The sequence below is a fragment of the Leclercia sp. AS011 genome (assembly GCF_037152535.1).
Classification (GTDB): Bacteria; Pseudomonadota; Gammaproteobacteria; order Enterobacterales; family Enterobacteriaceae; genus Enterobacter.
Window position 1 is genome coordinate 691117 of the sequence record NZ_JBBCMA010000001.1, and the last position, 23823, is coordinate 714939.

Here is a 23823-nt window from a genome sequence, read left to right on the forward strand (position 1 = left end):
CGTGCCACGTTTTGCAACGAGTATGTTGACACGTACATTTCCGGCAAACCGGAAATCGGCTACTCCCCAACGACGGGCGCAACCTTAACATATTTTGAGAAGTTAAAACAACAACCGGAAAGTATTATTCTGCAGGTTAGTTGATAACGATTTTCATTTAGATTTTAGTGTGAAAATAACGTTAATAATATGGCGTGTATTCGCGAAGAAATATAGCTTTGGCTATATGACAGGGTGATTTTCCCATCAAAATATAGCCAATGCTATTATTTTATCTTATTGAGTTTTAACGAGTAATTTGTATATCTTCTCCAGGTCGTCAATATTTTTCACCCGGACAAGCAGGCGACGCTGCTCTAATTGCATGACCAGCACACCGTCTTCCGATAAATTCATCTCTTTAATACGGTTATATTCTATCCAGACATTGGCGAAAAAGAATCCACTGGCTTTGAAGATTATTTTTGGCACCCGCATCCAGAACAGATAAAACGCCATTAATGCCAGGGCACATAATAGCCAGGTGGTTAATAACGCACCCTGGCTCATCACGTTGTTATAAATCAGGATCATCAGCAGGCCGGCAAAGATGACGGCATCGACGCGGCCGCGGCGCAGCAGGGGGATCGTCAGCAAGGTCTTGCCGTTGCGGCGGGGCATGATCAATTCGTCGTAGATGGCATACGCCAGAAGGGCAACAATAAAGACAACCAGTACGATGTCCGTGACCGTCATTCATCCTCCGGATAAAAAAACGGGGGCTTACATGCCCCCGGTGTATTCAGTAAAACCTTACAGACCCAGCAGACCGATAGCGTAACCCACGATACCGATAACGAAGAAGCCGACGATGATCCACAGCGCATTGACCTTCTTACGCAGCAGCCACATACAGGCGAAGGTTAACAGCAGCGGCACCAGGCCTGGCATCAGCTGGTCAAGGATGGTTTGCACGGTGGTGACGCGCGTCTGACCATCCTGGCCGGTGATGGTGGACACCACCAGCGGGATGTTGACGTGCGTCCACTTGTTCACCAGCGCCCCCATCACAAACAGGCCGAGGATTGACGCCCCCTCAGTCAGTTTCTGCAGGAAGCCGCCGCCCATATCCTGAACGATATCCACGCCTTTACGATAGCCATACGCCACGCCGTAGTAACGGGTCGCCAGACGCACCACGTTGAACAGAATAAAGAACAGCAGAGGACCGAGCAGGCTACCGCTCATGGCGATACCCGCACCCAGCGCCGCGAAGACCGGACGCACGGTACCCCAGAAGATTGGGTCACCGACGCCTGCCAGCGGCCCCATCAGACCCACTTTGATACCGTTGATGGCACCATCGTCGATCTCGGCCCCGTTTGCACGCTGCTCTTCCATCGCCAGGGTTACGCCCAGTACCGGGGCCGCAACGTAAGGATGGGTGTTAAAGAATTCCAGGTGACGCTTAATCGCCTGACGACGCGCTTCGTTATTTTCCGGATACAGGCGTTTGATCGCCGGTACCATCGAGAAGCAGAAGCCCAGCGCCTGCATACGTTCGAAGTTCCATGAACCCTGGAACAGGTTTGAACGGATGAACACGCCACGAATATCCCCTGGAGTCAGTTTTTTCTGAGGGGTAGTTTTAGTCATATCAACCATGTCGCTCACCTGCTAGTCCAGTTCGTTATCGAGATCGTTATTACCAGCAACCTGTGCACCACCGGCTACGCGATTATATTTCGGGCTCAGCTGGATGTAGAGGATAGCCATTACCGCACCAATCACACCCAGGGCGACCAGGTTGAAGTTGGTAAATGCCGCGGTAACAAAGCCGAGGTAGAAGAACGGCATCAGGTAGCCTGCGCGCATCATGTTGATGACCATCGCATAACCCACCACCACAATCATGCCGCCTGCGATGTTCAGACCACCGGTAACCACCTCAGGGATGGCGTTCAGCATGCTCTGGACTTCGCTGGTACCGACAGAAATCGCCACGATCACCGCCGGGATAGCGATACGCATCGCCTGCAGGAACAGGGACGAGACGTGGATCCAGGAGAGTGCGGTCAGGTTGCCATTCTCCGCCGCCTTGTCAGCCGCATGCTGGAAGGCCACGGTGATGGTACGCACGATGATGGTCAGCACCTGGCCTGCCGCGGCCAGTGGGATAGCCAGCGCGATACCGGCACCGATATTCTGATGACCCGCAATAACCAGAACGGTAGAGATAATGGAGGCGAGCGCCGCATCGGGTGCAACCGCAGCACCGATGTTCATCCAGCCGAGGGCGATCATTTCAAGGGTACCACCGATGATGATACCGGTTTTCATATCCCCGAGAACGGCGCCGATTAACGTACAGGCAACCAGCGGACGGTGAAACTGAAATTCATCAAGTACGGATTCCATACCCGCTATACAAGCGACGACGAACACCAGCACAATCTGAAGAGTGGTAATCTCCATTGTACTTCTCCTATGACATAAGCTTTATGTGAAAATCAGCGCAGGGTTATTTCCCGACTTTGCCGATCAAATCCATCATTTTCAGTTTCGGGTCGGTGGAAACCTTACGGGCTTCCAGTTCAATGCCGCGTGCATTCAGCTTTTTAAAGGCTTCGATATCCTTCTCATCGACTGAAATCGCGTTGTTCACCTGAGTTTTCCCCTGGCGGAACGCCATGCCCCCAATATTGACGGACGTGATGTTCACGCCGCCTTCGACAACGCGTTCCACGTCGGTCGGATTGGTAAACAGCAGCATGATGCGTTCGCCGGCATATTTCGGGTTGTTATACACGCGGATCATTTTGGCGACGTCCACCACGTGGGCGGTGACGCCCGGAGGGGCGACCTGAGTAAGAAGGGTTTTACGGACCGTGTCGGCAGCCACTTCATCGCTGACCACAATGATGCGCTGGACGTTGGTCTCTTTGGTCCAGCGTGTCGCGACCTGACCATGGATCAGACGGTCATCGATACGCGCAAGGCCAATCTGCATGTAATCGTTCGGGCCCATCGGCTTAAGCGGGGCGGCGGGTTTCGCAGCCGCAGCAACCGGGGCGGGTTTTGCCACTTCAACCGGTTTCGCTTTCAGCGCTTTCACACCTTCACGCCCGGTTTCGACCGCCAGCGCCACCAGCTCGTCAAAGCTCGGGTTGTCGTCGCGTGCCATCAGGGTCTCGACCAGCATCGGAATATTGACCCCGGCGACCACTTCATACCGATCTTTATCGACCACAATGCGGCTGGCGGCGTTAAACGGGCTGCCACCCCATGTGTCAACAAGGAACAATACGCCGCTGCTGGTATCCAGTCTGGACAGTTGAGCCGTGTATTTCTCTATCAGTGTCTCGGCGTTTTCACCGGGAACGAAATCGATCCAGCCGACGTTTTCCTGTTCGCCTAAAAGCATTTCTGCGGTTTTAAGTAACTGCTCTGCAGCCCAACCATGTGTGCCTATAACAATAGCAATAGTCACTTGCTACCTCCTTTTATTATCGTTAATGCCCAAAACGCGTCAGGACATTAGTGATCTTCTTCGAAAGAACGAATCGATTCAGATAAGGGTTAGAGTTCAATTAACGAATTCTTACGCGATTTATTTTAGACAGTGAAAAAATAATTTATGTGATGAAGATCCGTAATTTAGCCTAAGCCAATGAGATATTTCTGTGATCAAAAAAAGCGCTGAAACATCTGTTTGCAAAGGAAAGTAAATCTTTGCCATAAAGCCCAGGTCTCTGATATGTTTAGCGTCCGTTTACTTGTCAGGAGTATTGGGCAGTAGCCCACTGTATGGACCGTCACCGACGCCAGTCACACACCCGGCCAACTCTGGCCAGCCTTACCGGCGATTCGCGCCACTCACTGTTTACGCCTTTTACCGTTTCGCCCGATATTACCGCGGCGCCGTTTTGCCATTCCTTTAGCAGGAGCTTGTCATGGAATTCTTAATGGACCCGCAGATCTGGGTGGGATTGCTTACGCTTGTCGTGCTTGAGATCGTACTCGGCATCGATAACCTGGTGTTTATTGCCATCCTTGCGGATAAATTGCCCCCTAAACAACGGGATAAAGCACGTTTAATCGGTCTGTCACTGGCGCTGATCATGCGTCTTGCGCTGCTGTCGGTCATCTCCTGGATGGTGACGCTGACCCAACCGCTGTTCACCGCATTCGATTTCACCTTCTCAGGGCGTGACCTGATCATGCTGCTGGGGGGGATATTCCTGCTCTTCAAGGCCACAACCGAGCTCCATGAACGGCTGGAAAACCGCCAGCATGACGATGGACACGGTAAAGGCTACGCCAGCTTCTGGGTGGTAGTGCTGCAAATTGTGGTGCTGGATGCCGTCTTTTCCCTCGACGCGGTGATTACCGCCGTCGGTATGGTGAACCATCTGCCGGTGATGATGGCCGCCGTGGTCATTGCGATGGCGGTGATGTTGCTCGCCTCGAAGCCGTTGACACGATTCGTCAATCAGCATCCGACCGTGGTGGTGCTCTGTCTGAGCTTCCTGCTGATGATTGGTCTCAGCCTGGTAGCAGAAGGTTTCGGCTTCCATATTCCGAAAGGCTATCTGTACGCCGCAATTGGTTTCTCGATCATTATAGAGATGTTTAACCAGATTGCCCGCCGCAACTTTATCCGCCAGCAGTCGAACCAGCCGCTGCGTGCCCGTACCGCTGATGCGATTCTGCGTCTGATGGGCGGCCGCCGTGAAGCCAAAGCGCAGCAGGACAGCGAGAACCATGTTCCGGTGCCGGTTCCGGAAGGCGCCTTTGTGGAAGAAGAGCGCTATATGATCAACGGCGTGCTGTCGCTGGCCTCGCGCTCCCTGCGCGGGATCATGACGCCGCGCGGTGAGATAAGCTGGGTAGATGCCCGCCTGAGCATGGAAGAGATCCGCCAGCAGCTGCTCTCCTCTCCGCACAGCCTGTTCCCGGTCTGTCGCGGCGAGCTGGATGAGATCATCGGCGTGGTGCGTGCCAAAGAGATGCTGGTGGCGCTGGAAGAGGGTGCTGACGTTGAAGCCATTGCGGCCGCGTCGCCTGCCATCGTGGTGCCGGAAACGCTTGACCCGATCAACCTGCTTGGCGTGCTGCGCCGTGCCCGGGGTAGCTTTGTCATCGTCACCAACGAGTTTGGTGTGGTGCAGGGCCTGGTCACGCCGCTGGACGTACTGGAAGCCATTGCCGGTGAGTTCCCGGATGCCGATGAAACGCCGGAGATCGTCAACGATGGTGACGGCTGGCTGGTAAAAGGCACCACCGACCTGCATGCGCTGCAGCATACGCTGGGTCTGGAGCATCTGACCAACCACGACGACGATATCGCGACGGTGGCCGGTCTGGTGATTGCCGTTAACGGGCAGATCCCGCATACCGGTGACGTGCTTGAAGTCCCGCCGCTGAAGATAACGATCGTCACCGCCAATGACTACCGCGTGGATCTGGTGCGCATTGTCAAAGAGCAGTCTGACCACGACGAAGAAGAGTAATCAGGGTAACGACGGCATCATGTTCCCGTTGTGAGGGGGTGGCGGAGGTGAACTCTCCGCCAGCCACCGCGGGAAATCCCGCAGCGGCATCGGCCGCGCATACAGGAACCCCTGCAGAATTTCGACGCCATGCAGGCGCAGATGCCTCGCCTGATCGCAGGTTTCCACCCCTTCGGCCACCAGCTCGATGTTCAGGCGCTGAGCCAGAGCAATAATAATATCCGTCACCGTCGAGTTAACGGCATCGGTGCCAATCGCGGCGGTGAAGGATTTATCAATTTTCAACACTTCCGGATTGAGTTTCTCCAGCCACGACAGCGAGCTGTTGCCGGTGCCGAAATCATCGATCGCCAGCTTGACCCCCTTCTGATGCAGGGCCTCCACAATGTTGTAATCCATCTCCAGCAGGGTATCGCGCTCGGTGAGTTCAATCACCAGCTGCTGTGCGGGCTCGGCGCTGAACCAGACGTGGTTCAGGTCATGGAGAAGCATCCCGTCGCGAAAATGTTTGGCCGCCACGTTGATACCAATATGGAACCCCGATGCGGTGGGAAACATCGCCAGATGGCTGACGGTTTCGATCAGCACGTAGCGGGTCAGGGGAACTATCAGGTTGTGCTCCTCCGCCAGCGGGATAAAAATATCCGGCGCGATCCACCCCTGACGCGGGTTATTCCAGCGCAGAAGAATTTCCACCCCCACGCAGTCCTGCCTTTTGGCATCGATCAGCGGCTGGCAGAACAGCTCGAACTCACCGGCAGCAAGCCCGTAATTAATCTCGTGGGTGAAACTCATGCGGCTGGCGGTGGCAAGCCAGGCGATATAACCCACCAGCATGGTAAATATCACCGCCAGCGGCAGCTGGGAGGGCAGCTCTCTCAGTGCCAGCGCCGCCGGGCCGGGACCATTAACGGTAATGGTGAACGGGAAATTACTGGAAGCCTGCTGATACACCGCTTCGTCGCGGTCAAACACCAGCGCATCCGTTAGCTGGCGGTCATGGTTCAGATGTTTGCCGCCCACGCTGAGGTTAACGTCGTTGATGATTGGCTGTTGGGGCTCAAGCAGCAGCCTGGCAATGAGATCGATATTCACAATCTCCATCACCCCATCGTCACCCTCGCCGGGCACCGGATACCACTGGATAAGCACCGGACTACCTTTCAGCAGCGCCTGGTCAGTGGTCAGGAGCAGTAACGGCTCAGGGGTAGGGAGTTGAGGCTGGAACTGGCTGATGGGGATATCGCGATTACCGAACATGCTGGAGCAGTAGAGAATACCGTCCTTAATCAGGCCAATGGATCGCACGGTTTGCAGGGAGGCGGCCTGTTTACGCAGTAAAAAATTGACCTCCACGCAGGGCAGGCCGATCAGCGACTGAACCACGTCGCGCCCGGTCTCCAGCGGCTCCAGGATTTTATCCAGCGTCTCGACAGCGTGCGACACGAAGGCGGCGGTGGACTGCTGATTTAAATTTCGCTGTGAAATAAAGCCAATAATAAGCGTGCAAACGAGGGTAGAAAGTGACAGCGCCAGGCAGACGATAATCCGTTTGCGGCGATAATTGGTAATCATCCTGTGAGCTGTTTGCATGCCACGGCCACCCGAAAAGCCACTGGCGCGAATGCCCGTGGCAACTCAGGTAGTGTAGTGGGCATTATTTCAGCTAACGAGAAAAGTTCATAAAATTCGCCCATCCTTATCAGATGGGCGAAAGAGGTATGAAAGACGAAAGTCGCAGAGGACAGTCAGAGGATTAGTCGCACTGCACCTTGATCGCCAGGCCGCCGCGGGAGGTCTCGCGGTATTTGGCGTTCATGTCTTTGCCGGTTTCGTACATGGTTTCGATGACCTTATCCAGCGAGACGCGCGGTTCGCTGGTACGGCGCATCGCCATACGTGAGGCGTTAATCGCTTTCACCGAGGCGATGGCGTTACGCTCGATGCACGGCACCTGCACCTGACCGGCAACCGGGTCGCAGGTCAGACCGAGGTTATGCTCCATGCCGATCTCCGCCGCCACGCACACCTGCTCCGGGCTCGCGCCCAGCAGTTCTGCCAGACCGGCCGCCGCCATTGAGCAGGCCACGCCCACTTCACCCTGACAGCCAACTTCGGCACCGGAGATGGAGGCGTTCATCTTATAGAGCGCGCCCACCGCGCCCGCGGCGAGGAAGTAGCGAATATAGATATCCGGGCTTACCGATTCGATGAAGTGATCGTAGTAGGCCAGCACCGCCGGAACGATCCCGCAGGCACCGTTGGTCGGGGCTGTCACCACGCGACCACCGGCGGCGTTCTCTTCATTCACCGCCAGCGCAAACATGTTGACCCAGTCGATGACGTTCATCGGATCGTTGGAGTACTTATCGGTCGTCACCAGCATCCGGCGCAGGGCAGAGGCACGACGCGGCACGCGCAGCGGGCCAGGCAACACGCCTTCGGTGTTGATGCCGCGATCGATACAGGCGCGCATGGTCTGCCAGACGTTGGCGAAATAGTCTTCAATCTCTTTCTTGCTGTGCAGCGCCAGCTCGTTCTGCATCACCATGCCGGAGAGGGACAGGCCGGTCTCGTGACAGTAATCCAGCATCTCTTTCGCCGATTTGAACGGGTAAGGTACCTGCACGTCGCCCGTCGCATCCTGGCCGAAGTGCTCTTCGTCGACAATAAAGCCGCCGCCGATGGAGTAATAGGTTTTGCTGTAGACCACTTTGTCGCCGCTGAAGGCGTGGATCTGCATCCCGTTTTCATGCAACGAGAGGTTGTCGCTGCGAAAACGCATGCCGTCGTCCTGTGGGAAATCCACTTCCTGCCGGCCATTCGCCAGCAGCAGACGACCGCGCGTTTCCACGTCGCGGATAAACGCCGGAATGGCGTCAATATCTACGGTGTCCGGCATATTTCCGGCCAGACCCATAATAATGGCGATATCGGTGTGGTGGCCTTTACCCGTTAATGACAGTGAACCGTAAACGTCCACCGCCACGCGGGTAATGCTGTCCAGTAATCCTTTTTCGACCAGGTCATCGACGAACTGTTTACCGGCCTTCATCGGCCCTACAGTGTGGGAAGAAGAGGGACCAATCCCCACTTTGAACATGTCGAATATACTAATCACTTTAACACTCCTGACAGGGTTACCGGGTTTCCAGTAACGATGTAATAACTTCGCATAGTGTAAGAGGGAAGCCCGCCGTCAGCTTAACTATTCACATGAATTAAACTAATGCCTGAGGCGGGATAAACTAATAGCGGGAGGCAGATCGCAAAGGCGCAAAAAAGAGGCGAATGTAAAGTATAGTCAAGGTTTCAGGCCGATCTGCAGCGCCAGCTCGCGAATAATTCCCGCGGTCATGCCCCAGACAAAATAATGCTGATACCAGGAAAGCCACACCCGATGATCGTGGCCACGGCGTTGAATATCCAGCGGATGATAACGGCCCAGACGCAGGGCTTCCGCCAGCGGCATTTCGAACACCGACTCCACTTCGTCCACGCTGGCGTGATAGTGCAGATCCGGCGGGATAATACCCACCACCGGCGTCACCTGAAAACCGGTCACGCTGTCCACCGGGGGCAGGACGCCAATCACCTCCACCTTGTGCGGCGGGATCGCTACCTCCTCCTCGGCTTCCCGTAGGGCGGCGGCAATTAACGAGGCGTCGGTGCTGTCCACCGCGCCGCCGGGAAACGCCACCTGTCCGGCATGCTTACGCAGCGTCGCCGAGCGCCGGGTCAACAGCAGGCCCGGCTGCTCCCGACGCACCACCGGGATCAACACCGCCGCCTGACGCTGGTTCAGGGACGTGCTGTTCACCTGCGGACGCAGAAGCTGAAAACGCGATAAAAAGTTGTCGAGAGTCAGGTCGCGGGTATTCATTCGTTAGTGCTCCAGTTGGTGCAGAATACGATTCACTTTATCAAAGGTTTCCTGATATTCCGCCGCGGCCTGGCTGTCAGCCACGATCCCGCCGCCTGCGGAACAGTAAATGTGTCCGGCCACCGCCGTCAGGGTGCGAATAGTGATGCTGGTATCCATCCCGCCACACAGGCTGAGATAGCCGATGCTGCCGCACCAGGCGTTGCGACGATGGGGCTCCAGCTCGTCGATAATCTCCATCGCCCGCACTTTTGGCGCACCGGTGATCGACCCGCCCGGGAAGGCAGCACGCAACAGATCGCACGCGGTCTGCGTGGGCGGCAGACGGGCGGTAATGGTGCTCACCAGGTGGTGCACGGCAGGGAAGGGCTCCACCACGAACAGCTCCGGTACCCGCACGCTTCCCGGCTCCGCCACCCGACCAATGTCATTGCGCATCAGATCGACAATCATCAGGTTCTCGGCTCTGTCTTTCGGTGAGACAGCCAGTTTCTCTGCCTGCTGGCGATCGGCATCCGCATCTGCCAGCCGCGGCAGGGTGCCTTTGATGGGCCGGGTCTGGATGGTGCCTTCCGCCAGATGGATAAAACGCTCCGGCGACAGGCTCAGGATAGCCCCCTCCTCAAGACGCAAAAAGGCGCTGAACGGGGCGCGGTTGTTGGCATTCAGGCGGGTAAAGGCCTGCCACTCGTCACCCTCATAGCGGGCCTGAAAACGCTGGGCCAGATTGACCTGATAGCAGTCCCCGCTGTGCAAAAACGCCTGCACGCGATCGAATTTTTCATGGTACTCCGCCGCGGTCATATTGGCCTGCCAGCCGGAGGTGAGGCGGAACGCAGGCTGATTGTCGGGCGCGCGCTGCGCTTCGAGCCACGCCAGCCGGGCCTCTGCATCGCCATGACAGACCAGCGACACCTGCTGCTTGTGGTGATCGACCACCACTGCCCAGTCGTACAGACCCACGGCCATGTCCGCCAGAGTGATGTCGCGCCCGGCCCGTTCCGGCAGCTGTTCGAAGCGGCGACCGAGATCGTAGCCGAACAACCCCAGCGCCCCGCCCTGGAAGGGCAGATCCGGGTCTGGCGTGCAGGGCAGGCCCATCGCATCAATGGCCTGCCGGAGCAGACTCAGCGGACAGGCGTCAGAATGAACCCCGTCGATCAGCGTATCCGTCCCGTGGGTCACCAGCGTGGAACGCGGGTCGGCCACCAGAATGTCAAAGCGGCTGTAGGGGTGATCCGCATGGCCGGAGTGCAGCAGCATCGCCCAGGGCAGATGGCTGATTGGCGCAAACCAGAATTCTGCGGCGTCAGGACGCCAGGGTAATGTCAAAACAGTGGGGGATAACGGGTTCATGGGTGGTAGACTACCGGGCAGCGTGAAATAATTAGCGCTGATAATTTAGCAGGAGTTGACGATGTTTGCAGGTTTACCTTCACTGAGCCACGACCAGCAGCAAAAGGCCGTCGAGCGCATTCAGGAGCTGATGTCCCAGGGGATGAGCAGCGGACAGGCTATTTCCCAGGTGGCAGAAGAGCTGCGCGCCACCCATACCGGCGAGCGGATCGTGGCGCGTTTTGAAGATGAGGATGAAGAGGAGTAACGCCCTTACACCGCGGCGATAATCTTAATCTCAACCTTATACTGCGGTTTCATCAGCGTCGCCTGTACCGTGCAGCGTACAGGCGCGTGACCTGCGACCACCCACTCATCCCAGGCTTTATTCATTGCCGCGAAATCCTCTTTATTGGCCAGGAAGAGAGTCGCATCCAGAATGCGCGACTTGTCGCTGCCCTGTTTTTCCAGCACCGCGTCGATCTGCGCCAGGGTATTGGCGGTCTGCTCATACGCGTCAGCCTCCAGATTGGCCGGTACACCGGTGTAGTACAGGGTCTGGTTGTGGATCACCACATCTGACCAGCGGGCTTCGGCATCAATGCGCACAATTGTCATTTACGTTTCCTCGTGAGTGTCTGTTTCAGCAGGAAAGACTGCCATATTGTTTTGCCTGCGTCACTCTCGACTGGCGCGAGGAGCAGCGGCCTGACATAATCCCCTGTGCAAAAATACAGGGGGCAGAGTGGCAGACGATTTCGCAGCAGACGGACAGTTAGCAAAGGCAATTCCCGGCTTTAAGCCGCGCGAGCCGCAGCGCCAGATGGCGCACGCGGTGGCCGAGGCTATCGACAGCGCCCAGCCGCTGGTGGTGGAAGCCGGTACCGGCACCGGTAAAACCTATGCCTATCTCGCGCCCGCACTGCGCGCCAAAAAGAAGGTGATCATCTCCACCGGCTCGAAGGCGTTGCAGGATCAGCTCTACAGCCGTGACCTGCCCACCGTCGCTAAAGCCCTGAAATACAAAGGCCGTCTGGCCCTGCTGAAAGGGCGCTCCAACTACCTCTGTATTGAACGTCTCGAACAGCAGGCGCTGGCGGGGGGCGATCTGCCGGTGCAGACCCTCAGCGACGTCATCATCCTGCGCAGCTGGGCCAACCAGACCCTCGACGGGGATATCAGCACCTGCGCCAGCGTGGCCGAAGACTCCGCCGCCTGGCCGCTGGTCACCAGCACCAATGACAACTGCCTCGGCAGCGACTGCCCGCTGTACAAAGACTGTTTCGTGGTCAAAGCGCGTAAAACGGCGATGGATGCCGACGTGGTGGTGGTCAACCACCACCTGTTCCTCGCGGATATGGTGGTGAAAGAGAGCGGCTTTGGCGAGCTGATCCCCGAGGCCGACGTCCTGATCTTCGATGAAGCCCATCAGCTCCCGGATATCGCCAGCCAGTACTTTGGTCAGTCTCTCTCCAGCCGCCAGCTGCTGGACCTGGCGAAAGATTTCACCATCGCCTACCGCACCGAACTGAAAGACACCCAGCAGCTGCAGAAGTGTGCCGACCGCCTGGCGCAAAGCACGCAGGATTTCCGTATGCAGCTCGGCGACCCGGGCTATCGCGGCAACCTGCGCGAACTGCTGGCCGATCAGCATATTCAGCGCGCGCTGCTGTTGCTCGATGACGCCCTGGAGCTCTGCTACGACGTGGCGAAGCTCTCCCTCGGCCGCTCGGCGCTGCTGGATGCCGCCTTCGAGCGCGCCACGCTCTACCGCGCTCGCCTCAAGCGACTGAAAGCCTTTAACCAGCCGGGCTACAGCTACTGGTACGAATGCAACTCGCGCCATTTTACCCTCGCGCTGACGCCGCTCACCGTGGCCGATAAGTTCCAGGAGGTGATGGCGCAAAAACCGGGCAGCTGGATCTTTACCTCCGCCACGCTGTCGGTTAACGACGATCTGCATCACTTTACCGAACGCCTTGGCATCACAGAGGCCAAATCCCTGCTGTTGCCGAGCCCGTTTGATTACGCCACCCAGGCGCTGCTCTGCGTGCCGCGTAATCTGCCGCTGCCTAATCAGCCCGGTGCCGCCCGCCATCTGGCGGCGATGCTCAAGCCGATGATCGAGGCCAACAACGGCCGCTGCTTTATGCTCTGCACCTCCCACGCCATGATGCGCGACCTGGCGGAGCAGTTCCGCGCCACTATGACCCTGCCGGTGCTGTTACAAGGTGAGACCAGCAAAGGCCAGCTGTTGCAGCAGTTTGTCTCCGCGGGGAATGCCCTGCTGGTGGCGACCAGCAGCTTCTGGGAAGGGGTGGACGTGCGCGGCGACGCCCTGTCGCTGGTGATCATCGACAAGCTGCCCTTTACCTCCCCGGACGATCCGCTCCTGAAGGCGCGGATGGAAGACTGCCGCCTGCGCGGCGGGGATCCCTTTGACGAGGTGCAGCTTCCGGACGCGGTGATCACCCTTAAACAGGGGGTAGGCCGTCTGATCCGCGACGTGGACGATCGCGGGGTGCTGGTGATCTGCGATAACCGGCTGGTGATGCGCCCGTACGGGGCCACCTTTATCGCCAGCCTGCCGCCAGCACCGCGTACCCGGGATATCGATCGCGCGGTGCGTTTCCTGGCGGCGTCTGAGGCGGAGTAATTTGCGCACGGGTGTGTTAAAATGCGCGCCTTTTTGTGACTGACCCTTGCGAGAGCGCGACAACACATGCGAATTCTGGCTATTGATACCGCCACAGAGGCCTGCTCTGTTGCCCTGTGGAACGACGGTAAACTCTGTGCTCATTTCGAAGAGTGCCCCCGGGAACATACCCAACGTATCCTGCCTTTGGTGAAGATGATCCTCACCGAGGGCGACACCTCCCTGAATAACCTCGATGCCCTGGCCTATGGCCGCGGCCCGGGCAGCTTTACCGGCGTTCGCATCGGGATCGGCATTGCCCAGGGGCTGGCGCTGGGCGCGGAACTGCCGATGATCGGCGTCTCGACCCTCGCCACTATGGCTGAAGGCGCGTGGCGCAACACCGGCGCCACCCGCGTGCTGGCCGCCATCGACGCCCGGATGGGCGAAGTCTACTGGGCGGAATACACCCGGGATGAGCAGGGCGTCTGGCACGGGGAAGAGAGCGAAGCCGTGCTCACGCCGGACGCAGCAGGCGAGCGCATGAAGCAGCTTACCGGCGAGTGGGCCACCGTCGGCACCGGCTGGCCAGCCTGGCCAGCGATGGCAAACGACAGCGGTCTGACCCTGGTGGACGGTAAAGTTCTGCTGCCTGCCGCGGAAGATATGCTACCTATTGCCCGCCAGCTGCTGGCCGCAGGTAAAACCGTGGCGGTCGAGAAGGCCGAGCCGGTTTATTTGCGAAACACCGTAGCGTGGAAGAAACTTCCGGGCCGGGAGTGAATCTCAGTATCAGAATCTGAGAAAAAAGGAGTCGCATCATGGCGGTTCAAAAATATGTTGTTCGCCTGCTGACCGTCGGGGCGCTGGCCCTGGCATTGACAGGATGTGTCTCTGTGCCTGATGCCATCAAGGGCAGCAGCCCAACGCCGCAGCAGGATCTGGTCCGGGTGATGAACGCCCCGGAACTGTACGTCGGCCAGGAAGCGCGCTTCGGCGGCAAAGTGGTGGAGGTGATGAATCAGCAGGGGAAAACCCGTCTGGAGATCGCCACCGTTCCGCTGGACAGCGGCGCGCGGCCTGTTCTTGGGGAAGCCTCACGTGGGCGCATCTATGCCGATATTAACGGTTTCCTCGACCCGGTGGATTTCCGTGGTCAGCTGATCACCGTGGTCGGTACTATCACCGGCACGGAGCAGGGCAAAATTGGCAACACGCCCTATAAATTTATGATCCTGCAGACCAACGGCTACAAACGCTGGCATGTGGTGCAGCAGGTTGTGATGCCGCCGCAGCCTATCGATCCCTTCTACTGGGGTCCGCATCCGTGGCGCTATGGATACGGTTACGGCTACGGCGGCTGGCCAGGTTACGGTCCCGGACCGGCTCAGGTTCGGACGGTGGTAACAGAGTAACTCCCTGTTATAACTGAAGAAGAAACAGCGGCTCTGCCGCTGTTTCGTTTTTTTTACCGCTATAACAAAAATAAATAGTGACGCGCTTCGCAACCTTAAATCCGGACAATTAATAAACTGGTACGCTGAGTTAATATTATGTTAACGACTTGTTTATTAACCGGGGCTGTGATGACGACGAACACGCATTTCAGAGGTGATGTAGTGAAGAAGGTTTGGCTTAACCGTTATCCTGCGGATGTTCCTGCAGAGATCAATCCTGACCGTTATCAATCCCTGGTTGAACTGTTTGAAAACTCTGTGACCCGCTACGCCGATCAGCCGGCGTTCGTGAACATGGGCGAGGTGATGACCTTCCGCAAGCTGGAAGAGCGCAGCCGGGCATTTGCCGCCTACCTGCAACAGGGTTTGGGCCTGAAGAAAGGCGACCGCGTGGCACTGATGATGCCTAACCTGCTGCAATATCCGGTGGCGCTGTTTGGCATCCTGCGCGCCGGGATGATCGTGGTGAACGTCAACCCGCTCTACACCCCGCGTGAGCTGGAGCACCAGCTGAACGACAGCGGTGCCTCGGCAATTGTGATTGTCTCCAACTTTGCGCACACCCTGGAAAAAGTGGTCGACAAGACCCAGGTGAAACACGTCATTCTGACGCGAATGGGCGATCAGCTCTCCACCGCCAAAGGGACGCTGGTTAACTTTGTCGTTAAGTACGTCAAACGTCTGGTGCCGAAATACCATCTGCCGGACGCCATCTCCTTCCGCCGGGCGCTGCATAACGGCTACCGCATGCAGTACGTGAAACCGGAAGTGGTGCCGCAGGATCTGGCCTTCCTGCAGTACACCGGCGGCACGACCGGGGTGGCGAAAGGGGCGATGCTGACCCACCGCAACATGCTGGCGAACCTCGAGCAGGTGAATGCCACCTACGGCCCGCTGCTCCATCGCGGCAAAGAGCTGGTGATCACCGCGCTGCCGCTCTACCACATCTTCGCCCTGACCATGAACTGCCTGCTGTTTATCGAGCTTGGCGGGCAGAACGTGCTGATCACCAACCCGCGCGATATTCCGGGGCTGGTGAAAGAGCTGGCGAAATATCCTTTTACCGCCATGACCGGGGTGAACACCCTGTTCAACGCCCTGCTGAACAACAAAGAGTTCCAGCAGCTCGACTTCTCGACCCTGCATCTGTCGGCGGGCGGTGGGATGCCGGTGCAGCAGGCGGTAGCCGAGCGCTGGGTCAAACTCACCGGGCAGTATCTGCTGGAGGGCTATGGCCTGACCGAGTGCGCCCCGCTGGTGAGCGTCAACCCGCACGATATCGACTACCACAGCGGCAGCATCGGCCTGCCGGTGCCCTCCACCGAAGCCAAACTGGTCGATGACGACGATAACGAAGTGCCGCACGGCGAGCCGGGCGAACTGTGCGTGCGCGGGCCGCAGGTGATGCTGGGCTACTGGCAGCGTCCGGATGCTACCGACGAAATCATCAAGGACGGTTGGCTGCACACCGGGGACATCGCGGTGATGGATGACGAAGGCTTCCTGCGCATCGTCGATCGTAAGAAAGACATGATCCTGGTCTCCGGGTTCAACGTCTATCCGAACGAGATTGAAGACGTGGTGATGCAGCACAACGGCGTGCTGGAAGTGGCCGCGGTGGGCGTTCCGGCGGGCAGCAGCGGCGAAACGGTGAAGATCTTTGTGGTGAAAAAAGATCCGTCCCTGAGCGAAGAGGCGCTGATCACCTTCTGCCGTCGCCAGTTGACCGGCTACAAAGTGCCGAAACTGGTGGAGTTTCGCGATGAACTGCCCAAATCAAACGTCGGGAAGATATTACGACGAGAATTACGTGACGAAGCGCGCGCCAAAGTAGACAATAAAGCCTGAGCTTCGTGTTAGTCACCCAAAGACGCTGGCCACGCCGGCGTTTTTTTATGGGCGCAAACCAAAGAGAATATGATTTGAATTACCAGATGATCACTACCAACGACGAGCTGGCTTCGCTGTGTGAAGCCACCCGTGACGCAACCGCCATCGCGCTGGATACCGAGTTTGTCCGCACCCGCACCTACTACCCGCAGCTGGGTCTGATCCAGATGTATGACGGAAAAAATGTGTCGCTTATCGACCCGCTGGGGATCACCGACTGGGAGCCGATGCGCGCGCTGCTGCTGGATACCGCCATCACCAAATATCTGCATGCCGGAAGTGAAGATCTGGAAGTTTTCCTCAATACCTTCGGCATCATGCCGGAGCCGCTGATCGACACCCAGATCCTCGCCGCCTTCGCCGGACGCCCGCTGTCATGGGGCTTTGCCGCCATGGTGGAGGAGTACACCGGGCTGGCGATCGACAAGAGCGAATCCCGCACCGACTGGCTGGCGCGCCCGCTGACGGAGCGTCAGCTCGACTACGCGGCGGCAGATGTGTTCTACCTGCTGCCGATTGCCGGTCAACTGATGAAAGAGGCCGAAGCCTCCGGCTGGCTGCCTGCCGCCCTGAATGAGTGCCGGATGACGCAGCTGCGTCGTCAGGAGACTACCGATCCGAAAGAGGCGTGGCGCGACATCAGCAACGCCTGGCAGCTGCGCACGCGTCAGCTGGCCTGTCTGCAACTGCTGGCCGAGTGGCGACTGCGTAAGGCGCGCGAGCGCGACCTGGCGGTGAACTTTGTGGTGCGTGAAGAGCATCTCTGGGCCGTGGCGCGCTATATGCCGGGCAGCCTGGGCGAGCTGGACAGCATCGGCCTTTCCGGCTCGGAGATCCGCTTCCACGGTAAAACCCTGCTGGCGCTGGTGGCAAAAGCGCAGGAGCTGCCGGAAGAGGCATTGCCGCAGCCGCTGTTGAACCTGATGGATATGCCGGGTTATCGCAAAGCCTTTAAGGCGATTAAAGCCCTGGTGCAGGAAGTGGCAGCGGAGAGTAAAGTCAGCGCCGAGCTGCTGGCCTCACGTCGTCAGATCAACCAGCTGCTGAACGCGCACTGGAAGCTGAAACCGCAGAACGGTACGCCGGAACTGGTGGCAGGCTGGCGCGGGGAGCTGATGGCCGATCGCCTGAATGCGTTACTGGCAGAGTATCCGCAGTAATCACGGTGAGAAATCCGTAGGCCGGGCAAGCATAGCGCCGCCCGGCAACAACCACGGTTAAGAACGCGACTCTTCCGCTTCCGGCAGGGTCACGTTGAGCTCCAGAATCGAGATATCCCCGTCCTTTTGCTCCAGCTGTACGGTCACCATTTCCGGGTCAATCTGCACGTACTTGCAGATCACTTCCAGAATGTCTTTACGCAGCTGCGGCAGATAATGCGGTTCCGCATCGCTGCGGCGGCGTTCTGCCACGATGATCTGCAGACGCTCTTTTGCGATGTTGGCGGTGCTTTTTTTCCGTGAGAGAAAAAAGTCCAGTAATGCCATAACTTATCCTCCGAACAGGCGTTTGAGGAAACCTTTCTTCTCTTCTTCGATGAAGCGGAAAGGACGTTCTTCTCCGAGCAGACGATCTACCGTATCCGCATACGCTTTACCGGCGTCTGCGTTAGCGTCGAGGATAACCGGTTCACCCTGGTTAGAGGCGCGCAGCACGGATTGATCTTCCGGGATGACGCCAACCAGTTTGATGCGCAGGATCTCCAGCACGTCTTCCATACTCAGCATATCACCTTTATTGACGCGACCCGGATTATAACGGGTCAGCAGCAGGTGCTCTTTAATCGGTTCTTCGCCATTTTCCGCACGACGGGATTTCGAGGCGAGGATCCCTAAAATACGGTCGGAGTCGCGCACGGACGACACTTCCGGGTTGGTGGTGATGATCGCTTCATCGGCGAAGTAGAGCGCCATCAGCGCGCCGGTTTCGATGCCTGCCGGTGAATCGCAGACCACGAAATCGAACTCCATCTTTTTCAGCTCATCGAGCACTTTTTCCACGCCTTCACGGGTCAGCGCATCCTTGTCGCGCGTCTGTGAAGCGGGAAGAATGTAGAGATTGTCGGTACGTTTATCTTTAATCATTGCCTGATTCAGCGTGGCATCACCCTGAATCACGTTCACAAAATCGTACACCACACGGCGTTCACAACCCATGATCAGGTCAAGGTTACGCAGGCCGATATCGAAATCGATAACGACGGTTTTCTTTCCCTTCTGGGCCAAACCAGTAGCGATGGCCGCGCTGGAGGTGGTCTTGCCAACGCCTCCTTTACCCGAAGTAACAACAATAATGCGTGCCATAGAAATTCCTTGTTAAAAAGGGATCAATTCAACGGTTGAACGGTCAAAGCGTTGTCTGCCAGCCGCAGACGGGCCGCTTTGCCAGAAAATTCGGCCGGGATGTTATCACTCAGCCAGTAAACACCTGCGATGGAGACCAGCTCCGCCTCCAGATGGGTACAAAAAATTTGCGCATCGCGATCGCCGCTGGCCCCCGCCAGCGCGCGGCCTCGCATTGAGCCATAAATATGGATATTGCCATCCGCGATCAGCTCAGCCCCCGCGCTGACGTGGTTGGTCACAATCAGGTCACAGTTTGGCGCATAAATACGCTGACCGGAACGCACCGGCAGATCAATCAATCGCGTTTTTGTGACAGGGGTAACAGGAACTTCTGGCGGGGCAGGGGGCTCTGCGCGTGGGGCTTTGTCTTTGCCTTCGTTCAGCAGCGGAAGACCCGCCCGGTCGATTTCGGCTTTCAGCTCAGCGTCTTTGCAGCCGCTGATGCCCACAATCCGCAGGCCGGTGGCGGTGACCGCCTGTTGCAAATGGTGCCAGTTAACCGGCGCGTCGAGGTCGCTTACGTTAATGACCACGGGCGCATGTTTCAGAAATGCGGGTGCCTGGGCGATTTTGTCTTCTAACGCCTGACGAATAACCTCGGGTTTTGCTTCATGCAAATGAACCACTGATAAGGTGAAGCTACTGCCTTTAAGCTCGATGGGCGTGTTTGACATCCTGGCCTTACTCAATTTGCTTTTACCACGACCTGTGCGCCGTGATATTCCGAAGAGTATCAGGCATGTTATAGTCACAATTATATTGAGGCAAGTCACCCTCCCGCTTAATTCAGAGTAAATATATGTTTTGTGTGATCTACAGAAGTACCCAACGCGACCAGACCTACCTGTATGTCGAAAAAAAGGACGATTTTTCCCGCGTGCCTGAAGCGCTGCTGAAAAGCTTCGGTAAGCCGCAGCTGGTGATGCTGATGCCCCTCGACGGGCGCAAGCAGCTGAGCAACGCCGATCTGGAAAAAGTCAAAACCGCCTTAACCGAACAGGGCTATTATTTACAACTCCCGCCGCCGCAAGAGAATTTACTCAAACAGCATCTTGAGGCGCAGGGGAAAAAATAGTTTAAGAATTATCTGTCAGCGTCACATTAACCGTTCAGGGGACGTATATGTATCAACATCATAACTGGCAAGGAGCCTTACTGGATTATCCGGTAAGTAAGGTCGTCTGCGTAGGAAGTAATTACGCAAAGCATATTCAGGAAATGGGAAGTGCGGTCCCGGATGAGCCGGTGCTGTTTATTAAACCGGAAACGGCGCTCTGCGATATCCGCCAGCCGCTGGCGTTACCCCAGGGGCTGGGCTCGGTTCACCATGAAGTGGAGCTGGCGGTGCTGATTGGCGCCACGCTGCGCCAGGCCTCTGAAGATCATGTACAGAAGGCGATTGCCGGTTATGGTGTGGCGCTGGATCTGACCCTGCGCGACGTGCAGGGCAAAATGAAGAAAGCGGGCCAGCCGTGGGAAAAAGCTAAAGGCTTCGATAATTCCTGCCCGATCTCCGGGTTTGTCCCGGTGGCGGAATTCCATGACGATCCGCAGAACACCACCCTGAGCCTGAAGATCAACGGCGAGGTGCGCCAGCAGGGCTCTACCGTCGACATGATCCACAAGATTGTGCCGCTGATTGCCTATATGAGCCGTTACTTCACTCTGAAGCCGGGCGACGTGATCCTCACCGGCACCCCGGAAGGGGTAGGCCCACTCTCCGGCGGCGACGAACTGGAAGTGGCCGTTAACGGCCTGTCACTGAAAACCCGCGTGCTGTAATCCCCGCTTGCCGCCCCTTTTGGGCGGCAAAACTTGCATCGAGGTGCCAGACTGGTTATAAGGTGCGCTTTATTTTGACGTGTGGACATCCTTATGAGCGAAATCCCTTTCTGGCAAAGCAAAACTCTCGACAACATGACCGACGCCGAGTGGGAATCGCTGTGCGATGGCTGCGGGCAGTGCTGTCTGCATAAGCTGATGGATGAAGACTCGGACGAAATCTATTTCACCAATGTTGCCTGCAATCAGCTGAACATCAAAACCTGCCAGTGCCGCAACTACGAGCGCCGTTTCGAGTTAGAGCCGGACTGCATCAAGCTGACCCGCGACAACCTTCCCACCTTCGAATGGCTGCCGCCGACCTGCGCGTATCGCCTGCTGGCGGAAGGGAAGGATCTGCCGAAGTGGCACCCGCTGCTGGCCGGTTCGAAAGCATTGATGCACGGAGAGCGGATCTCGGTGCGCCATATAGCGGTGCGTGAATCTGAGGTGCGGGACTGGGAAGACCATATTCTGAATCATCCCAATCGCTGATATTAAAAAACCCGCCGAGGCGGGTTTTTTATTGCCGGGTAAGCGCAGCGCCACCCGACGTTTTTTATCTGCCGAACAAATCGCGTTTCTTGGGTTTAAACGGCTGGGCAATCACCACCAGCAGCGCCACGATCAGGTAGGCCGCAAAAATGCCCACCAGCCACTGGGGCATCTCGAGGGACAGGAACTCCCACTGACGCACAGAGCAGTCGCCGGTTGCCACGAAGACCTGCGGCAGCCACTTGTCCAGCGGCAGCCAGCTCGGGAAGCGGGCGGCGAAATCACAGGTCTGAAACGGCGATGGATGCAGCTGGATCATGGTGTGCTCCCATGCCAGCTGGAGGCCTTTTCCGGCGCTGTAGAGCCAGATCGCCATCGCGCCATAGCGCAGCGGACTTTTCGGCGCGATGGCACCGACCAGACCTGCGCCCATCACGCCAAACAGCGCGCTGCGTTCATAGATACACAACACACAGGGCTTCAGCAACATCACGTGCTGGAACCACAATGCCACCATTTCGAGCGCGAAGGCGGTGAGGGCCAACAGCAACCACGCTCCGCGTCCACGCGAGCACTGGTTCAAAAATTTCAACATAATCATTTCCCTGGAACAGGTATAGAAAGCGCAGTGTAAACGAAAACAATTCGCGCGCCAGCCTCAGCGCGCAAAATATAACGTAATCGGATATTTATCATTCGAAAGTACAACCGGGCAATAAACTACCCGGTTGCCTCACTTAATGCGCCGTCAGTATACCCGTCTGCAACATCCATTGGGTAAAAGGAATGAGGGTAATTTTGACGCACAGCAAACCGACGCAGGTTAATACTACCGTGTAGGGCAGCGCCATCCACACCATCCGGCCATAAGAGAGTCTTATCAGGGGGGCCAGCGCCGAAGTGAGCAGGAACAGGAACGCCGCCTGGCCGTTTGGCGTGGCGACGGAGGGCAGGTTAGTCCCGGTGTTGATCGCCACCGCCAGCAGCTCAAACTGCTGCTGGTTTATCGCGCCGCTCTGTAGCGCGGATTTGGCTTCATTGATATAGACCGAGCCGACAAACACGTTGTCGGAGATGGCTGACAGCAGGCCGTTAAACAGATAGAACAGCGACAGCTGGGCATCCGGTTCGGCCTGTAGCACGTAGCGGATGATCGGTGCGAACAGCTGCTGATCGACAATTACCGCCACCACCGCGAAAAACACCGCCAGCAGGGCCGTAAAGGGTAGCGCTTCGGTAAAGGCTTTGCCGATGGCGTGCTCGTCCGTCACCCCGGTAAAGGAGGTCGCCAGGATAATGACCGACAGACCGATTAACCCCACTTCCGCCAGATGAAAGGCGAGGGCGAAAATCAGCCAGACGCCAATCAGCCCTTGAAAAATCAGCCCCAGCTTCTGTTGCCGGGTCCGCTTGCTGCGGCTCTCATCATCATACCGCCGCAGTACCTCGCGCACCTGGCCCGGCAGCTGCGTGCCGTAGCCAAACCATTTGAACTTCTCCACCAGCCAGCAGGTCAGCAGGCCGCACACCAGCACCGGCACGCTGACCGGGGCAATGCGCAGGAAGAAGTCGGTAAAATTCCAGCCGACGGCTTTAGCGATGATCAGGTTCTGTGGCTCGCCGACCATGGTCATCACCCCGCCCAGCGCGGTGCCTACACCGGCGTGCATCATCAGGCTGCGCAGGAAGGCGCGAAACTGCTCCAGCACTTCGCGCTGTTGGGTATCGACCTGGCTGTCATCATGCAGGTTATCTTCCGGCTGCGCGGAGGCCACCCGGTGATAGATCCCGTAGAAGCCGACGGCGACGCTGATGACTACTGCCACCACGGTCAGTGCATCGAGGAAGGCCGATAAAAAGGCGGCCGCGATGCAGAAGGCCAGCGACAGCAGCGTTTTCGACGGGATGCTCAGCAGCAGGCGGGTAAAGATAAACAGCAGCAGCTGCTTCATAAAGTAGATCCCGGCCACCATAAACATCAGCAGCAGGAGCACTTCCAGATTGGTCGCCAGCTCTTCCTTCACATGTTCGGCGCTGGTCATGCCGATCGCCACCGCCTCGAAGGCCAGCAGGCCGCCCGGCAGCAGGGGATAACATTTCAGCGCCATCGCCAGGGTAAAGATGAACTCCGCGACCAGCAGCCAGCCCGCGGCGAAGGGATCGATAACGAAGATAAGCGGGTTAAGAACCAGAAAAACAACCAGGGTGACTTTGTACCAGTCGGGGGACTGGCCTAAAAAATTGCGCCACAGGGCGCGGCTATAAGACATTTCCACAACAGATTTCCTTGCCCGTCACATAATTACGGCATAAGTATACGCAAACCGTGCCGGGCAAGGGGCGCAGGCCCGACTTTTAAATGATAAAAATAAAACGGCGATCCCTTTTTTCTCGTCTCGCTGCGCTATCTGCCTCTGTCTGCCTCTGGTATGATGAGTGAATTTTGTAAAAAGCAGTTAATGGAAAACTC

At 57.3% G+C, this 23823-nt stretch carries 25 protein-coding genes; 11 read left to right on the forward strand and 14 right to left on the reverse strand.

What is annotated here, in order from left to right; genetic code table 11:
- Positions 1-276 precede the first annotated feature (276 nt).
- From WFO70_RS03240 to manX, 4 genes are read right to left on the reverse strand one after another with little or no spacing between them, the layout of a single operon-like run.
- Complete coding sequence (locus tag WFO70_RS03240) at positions 277-735, reverse strand: DUF986 family protein (RefSeq protein ID WP_337014636.1); 459 nt, start codon at positions 733-735, stop codon at positions 277-279.
- A 57-nt stretch (positions 736-792) separates the two neighbouring features.
- Complete coding sequence (locus WFO70_RS03245; RefSeq protein ID WP_039030789.1) at positions 793-1644, reverse strand: PTS mannose transporter subunit IID; 852 nt, start codon at positions 1642-1644, stop codon at positions 793-795.
- A 12-nt stretch (positions 1645-1656) separates the two neighbouring features.
- A complete protein-coding gene (locus tag WFO70_RS03250) occupies positions 1657-2454 on the reverse strand; it encodes a PTS mannose/fructose/sorbose transporter subunit IIC (RefSeq protein ID WP_032611504.1) in 798 nt (265 codons plus the stop codon).
- 46 nt (positions 2455-2500) lie between these two features.
- On the reverse strand, positions 2501-3469 hold the full coding sequence (gene manX / locus WFO70_RS03255; RefSeq protein ID WP_337014637.1) for a PTS mannose transporter subunit IIAB: 969 nt from the start codon (positions 3467-3469) through the stop codon (positions 2501-2503).
- 317 nt (positions 3470-3786) lie between these two features.
- Here manX and WFO70_RS22460 point away from each other — a divergent pair, with 317 nt between their 5' ends.
- Positions 3787-3945, forward strand: coding sequence for a protein YoaL (locus tag WFO70_RS22460; RefSeq protein WP_442913346.1), 159 nt, complete (start codon positions 3787-3789; stop codon positions 3943-3945).
- Positions 3933-5492, forward strand: coding sequence for a CNNM family cation transport protein YoaE (gene yoaE, locus WFO70_RS03260; protein ID WP_337014638.1), 1560 nt, complete (start codon positions 3933-3935; stop codon positions 5490-5492). Before WFO70_RS22460 ends, yoaE begins: the two co-directional genes overlap by 13 nt.
- Here the strand turns inward: yoaE and WFO70_RS03265 are convergent, their stop codons facing one another.
- The 4 genes from WFO70_RS03265 to pabB all read right to left on the reverse strand — a co-directional run bounded on the left by WFO70_RS03265 (position 5493) and on the right by pabB (position 10731).
- Positions 5493-7085 (reverse strand): EAL domain-containing protein, encoded by a 1593-nt coding sequence (locus WFO70_RS03265; protein ID WP_337014639.1) that lies wholly within the window; start codon positions 7083-7085, stop codon positions 5493-5495.
- Between the two features lie 163 nt (positions 7086-7248).
- A complete protein-coding gene (sdaA, locus tag WFO70_RS03270) occupies positions 7249-8613 on the reverse strand; it encodes an L-serine ammonia-lyase (protein WP_333849163.1) in 1365 nt (454 codons plus the stop codon).
- Between the two features lie 183 nt (positions 8614-8796).
- Positions 8797-9375, reverse strand: a complete 579-nt coding sequence (locus tag WFO70_RS03275; protein ID WP_337014640.1) for a CoA pyrophosphatase — start codon at positions 9373-9375, stop codon at positions 8797-8799.
- 3 nt (positions 9376-9378) lie between these two features.
- Positions 9379-10731, reverse strand: a complete 1353-nt coding sequence (gene pabB, locus WFO70_RS03280; protein WP_337014641.1) for an aminodeoxychorismate synthase component 1 — start codon at positions 10729-10731, stop codon at positions 9379-9381.
- A 61-nt stretch (positions 10732-10792) separates the two neighbouring features.
- On the opposite strand from pabB, the gene WFO70_RS03285 reads away from it, so the two are divergent.
- Positions 10793-10978 carry a YoaH family protein gene (locus tag WFO70_RS03285; protein ID WP_142489930.1) on the forward strand — a complete coding sequence of 62 codons (186 nt, stop codon included), beginning with the start codon at positions 10793-10795 and terminating at the stop codon, positions 10976-10978.
- Between the two features lie 5 nt (positions 10979-10983).
- Here WFO70_RS03285 and WFO70_RS03290 read toward each other — a convergent pair whose 3' ends face one another.
- Positions 10984-11328: a RidA family protein gene (locus WFO70_RS03290; protein WP_337014642.1), complete on the reverse strand. Its 345-nt coding sequence runs from the start codon at positions 11326-11328 to the stop codon at positions 10984-10986.
- Positions 11329-11455: 127 nt separating this feature from the next.
- Here WFO70_RS03290 and WFO70_RS03295 point away from each other — a divergent pair, with 127 nt between their 5' ends.
- From WFO70_RS03295 to rnd, 5 genes are all read left to right on the forward strand, one after another.
- The gene (locus WFO70_RS03295; RefSeq protein ID WP_337014643.1) at positions 11456-13366 is read left to right on the forward strand and encodes an ATP-dependent DNA helicase; all 1911 of its coding nucleotides are present in this window, start codon (positions 11456-11458) and stop codon (positions 13364-13366) included.
- A gap of 66 nt (positions 13367-13432) precedes the next feature.
- A complete protein-coding gene (tsaB, locus tag WFO70_RS03300) occupies positions 13433-14128 on the forward strand; it encodes a tRNA (adenosine(37)-N6)-threonylcarbamoyltransferase complex dimerization subunit type 1 TsaB (protein WP_337014644.1) in 696 nt (231 codons plus the stop codon).
- A gap of 38 nt (positions 14129-14166) precedes the next feature.
- Complete coding sequence (locus WFO70_RS03305) at positions 14167-14760, forward strand: Slp family lipoprotein (protein ID WP_337014645.1); 594 nt, start codon at positions 14167-14169, stop codon at positions 14758-14760.
- 204 nt (positions 14761-14964) lie between these two features.
- A complete protein-coding gene (gene fadD, locus WFO70_RS03310; RefSeq protein ID WP_337014646.1) occupies positions 14965-16650 on the forward strand; it encodes a long-chain-fatty-acid--CoA ligase FadD in 1686 nt (561 codons plus the stop codon).
- Positions 16651-16724: 74 nt separating this feature from the next.
- Positions 16725-17852, forward strand: coding sequence for a ribonuclease D (gene rnd, locus WFO70_RS03315; RefSeq protein WP_337014647.1), 1128 nt, complete (start codon positions 16725-16727; stop codon positions 17850-17852).
- 57 nt (positions 17853-17909) lie between these two features.
- Here rnd and minE read toward each other — a convergent pair whose 3' ends face one another.
- Genes minE through minC form a run of 3 tightly spaced genes read right to left on the reverse strand, consistent with a single transcriptional unit; the run spans position 17910 to position 19711 of the window.
- The gene (gene minE, locus WFO70_RS03320; protein WP_032611475.1) at positions 17910-18179 is read right to left on the reverse strand and encodes a cell division topological specificity factor MinE; all 270 of its coding nucleotides are present in this window, start codon (positions 18177-18179) and stop codon (positions 17910-17912) included.
- A 3-nt stretch (positions 18180-18182) separates the two neighbouring features.
- Positions 18183-18995, reverse strand: a complete 813-nt coding sequence (gene minD, locus WFO70_RS03325; RefSeq protein ID WP_142489923.1) for a septum site-determining protein MinD — start codon at positions 18993-18995, stop codon at positions 18183-18185.
- A 23-nt stretch (positions 18996-19018) separates the two neighbouring features.
- Positions 19019-19711 carry a septum site-determining protein MinC gene (gene minC, locus WFO70_RS03330; protein WP_337014648.1) on the reverse strand — a complete coding sequence of 231 codons (693 nt, stop codon included), beginning with the start codon at positions 19709-19711 and terminating at the stop codon, positions 19019-19021.
- Positions 19712-19836: 125 nt separating this feature from the next.
- On the opposite strand from minC, the gene WFO70_RS03335 reads away from it, so the two are divergent.
- The 3 genes from WFO70_RS03335 (at position 19837) to WFO70_RS03345 (ending at position 21353) form a co-directional block, all read left to right on the forward strand.
- Positions 19837-20112 carry a YcgL domain-containing protein gene (locus WFO70_RS03335; protein ID WP_142489921.1) on the forward strand — a complete coding sequence of 92 codons (276 nt, stop codon included), beginning with the start codon at positions 19837-19839 and terminating at the stop codon, positions 20110-20112.
- 47 nt (positions 20113-20159) lie between these two features.
- Positions 20160-20819 carry a fumarylacetoacetate hydrolase family protein gene (locus WFO70_RS03340; RefSeq protein WP_337014649.1) on the forward strand — a complete coding sequence of 220 codons (660 nt, stop codon included), beginning with the start codon at positions 20160-20162 and terminating at the stop codon, positions 20817-20819.
- Between the two features lie 93 nt (positions 20820-20912).
- A complete protein-coding gene (locus WFO70_RS03345; protein WP_337014650.1) occupies positions 20913-21353 on the forward strand; it encodes a YcgN family cysteine cluster protein in 441 nt (146 codons plus the stop codon).
- A gap of 64 nt (positions 21354-21417) precedes the next feature.
- On the opposite strand, the gene dsbB is transcribed toward WFO70_RS03345, so the two are convergent.
- Together dsbB and nhaB are read right to left on the reverse strand one after the other, a co-directional pair.
- Positions 21418-21948 carry a disulfide bond formation protein DsbB gene (gene dsbB, locus WFO70_RS03350; protein WP_337014651.1) on the reverse strand — a complete coding sequence of 177 codons (531 nt, stop codon included), beginning with the start codon at positions 21946-21948 and terminating at the stop codon, positions 21418-21420.
- Between the two features lie 142 nt (positions 21949-22090).
- Complete coding sequence (nhaB, locus tag WFO70_RS03355) at positions 22091-23629, reverse strand: sodium/proton antiporter NhaB (RefSeq protein WP_337014652.1); 1539 nt, start codon at positions 23627-23629, stop codon at positions 22091-22093.
- Positions 23630-23823 lie beyond the last annotated feature (194 nt).

Coding starts and splice junctions, on each gene's coding strand:
- WFO70_RS03305 (WP_337014645.1), top strand. CDS start 14,167: ATGGCGGTTCAAAAATATGTTGTTCGCCTGCTGACCGTCGGGGCGCTG.
- WFO70_RS03290 (WP_337014642.1), bottom strand. CDS start 11,328: ATGACAATTGTGCGCATTGATGCCGAAGCCCGCTGGTCAGATGTGGTG.
- WFO70_RS03245 (WP_039030789.1), bottom strand. CDS start 1,644: ATGGTTGATATGACTAAAACTACCCCTCAGAAAAAACTGACTCCAGGG.
- minC (WP_337014648.1), bottom strand. CDS start 19,711: ATGTCAAACACGCCCATCGAGCTTAAAGGCAGTAGCTTCACCTTATCA.
- tsaB (WP_337014644.1), top strand. CDS start 13,433: ATGCGAATTCTGGCTATTGATACCGCCACAGAGGCCTGCTCTGTTGCC.
- WFO70_RS03340 (WP_337014649.1), top strand. CDS start 20,160: ATGTATCAACATCATAACTGGCAAGGAGCCTTACTGGATTATCCGGTA.
- minD (WP_142489923.1), bottom strand. CDS start 18,995: ATGGCACGCATTATTGTTGTTACTTCGGGTAAAGGAGGCGTTGGCAAG.
- WFO70_RS03265 (WP_337014639.1), bottom strand. CDS start 7,085: ATGCAAACAGCTCACAGGATGATTACCAATTATCGCCGCAAACGGATT.
- WFO70_RS03250 (WP_032611504.1), bottom strand. CDS start 2,454: ATGGAGATTACCACTCTTCAGATTGTGCTGGTGTTCGTCGTCGCTTGT.
- WFO70_RS03335 (WP_142489921.1), top strand. CDS start 19,837: ATGTTTTGTGTGATCTACAGAAGTACCCAACGCGACCAGACCTACCTG.
- dsbB (WP_337014651.1), bottom strand. CDS start 21,948: ATGTTGAAATTTTTGAACCAGTGCTCGCGTGGACGCGGAGCGTGGTTG.
- pabB (WP_337014641.1), bottom strand. CDS start 10,731: ATGAACCCGTTATCCCCCACTGTTTTGACATTACCCTGGCGTCCTGAC.
- WFO70_RS22460 (WP_442913346.1), top strand. CDS start 3,787: ATGGACCGTCACCGACGCCAGTCACACACCCGGCCAACTCTGGCCAGC.
- WFO70_RS03285 (WP_142489930.1), top strand. CDS start 10,793: ATGTTTGCAGGTTTACCTTCACTGAGCCACGACCAGCAGCAAAAGGCC.
- yoaE (WP_337014638.1), top strand. CDS start 3,933: ATGGAATTCTTAATGGACCCGCAGATCTGGGTGGGATTGCTTACGCTT.
- WFO70_RS03275 (WP_337014640.1), bottom strand. CDS start 9,375: ATGAATACCCGCGACCTGACTCTCGACAACTTTTTATCGCGTTTTCAG.
- minE (WP_032611475.1), bottom strand. CDS start 18,179: ATGGCATTACTGGACTTTTTTCTCTCACGGAAAAAAAGCACCGCCAAC.
- WFO70_RS03345 (WP_337014650.1), top strand. CDS start 20,913: ATGAGCGAAATCCCTTTCTGGCAAAGCAAAACTCTCGACAACATGACC.
- WFO70_RS03240 (WP_337014636.1), bottom strand. CDS start 735: ATGACGGTCACGGACATCGTACTGGTTGTCTTTATTGTTGCCCTTCTG.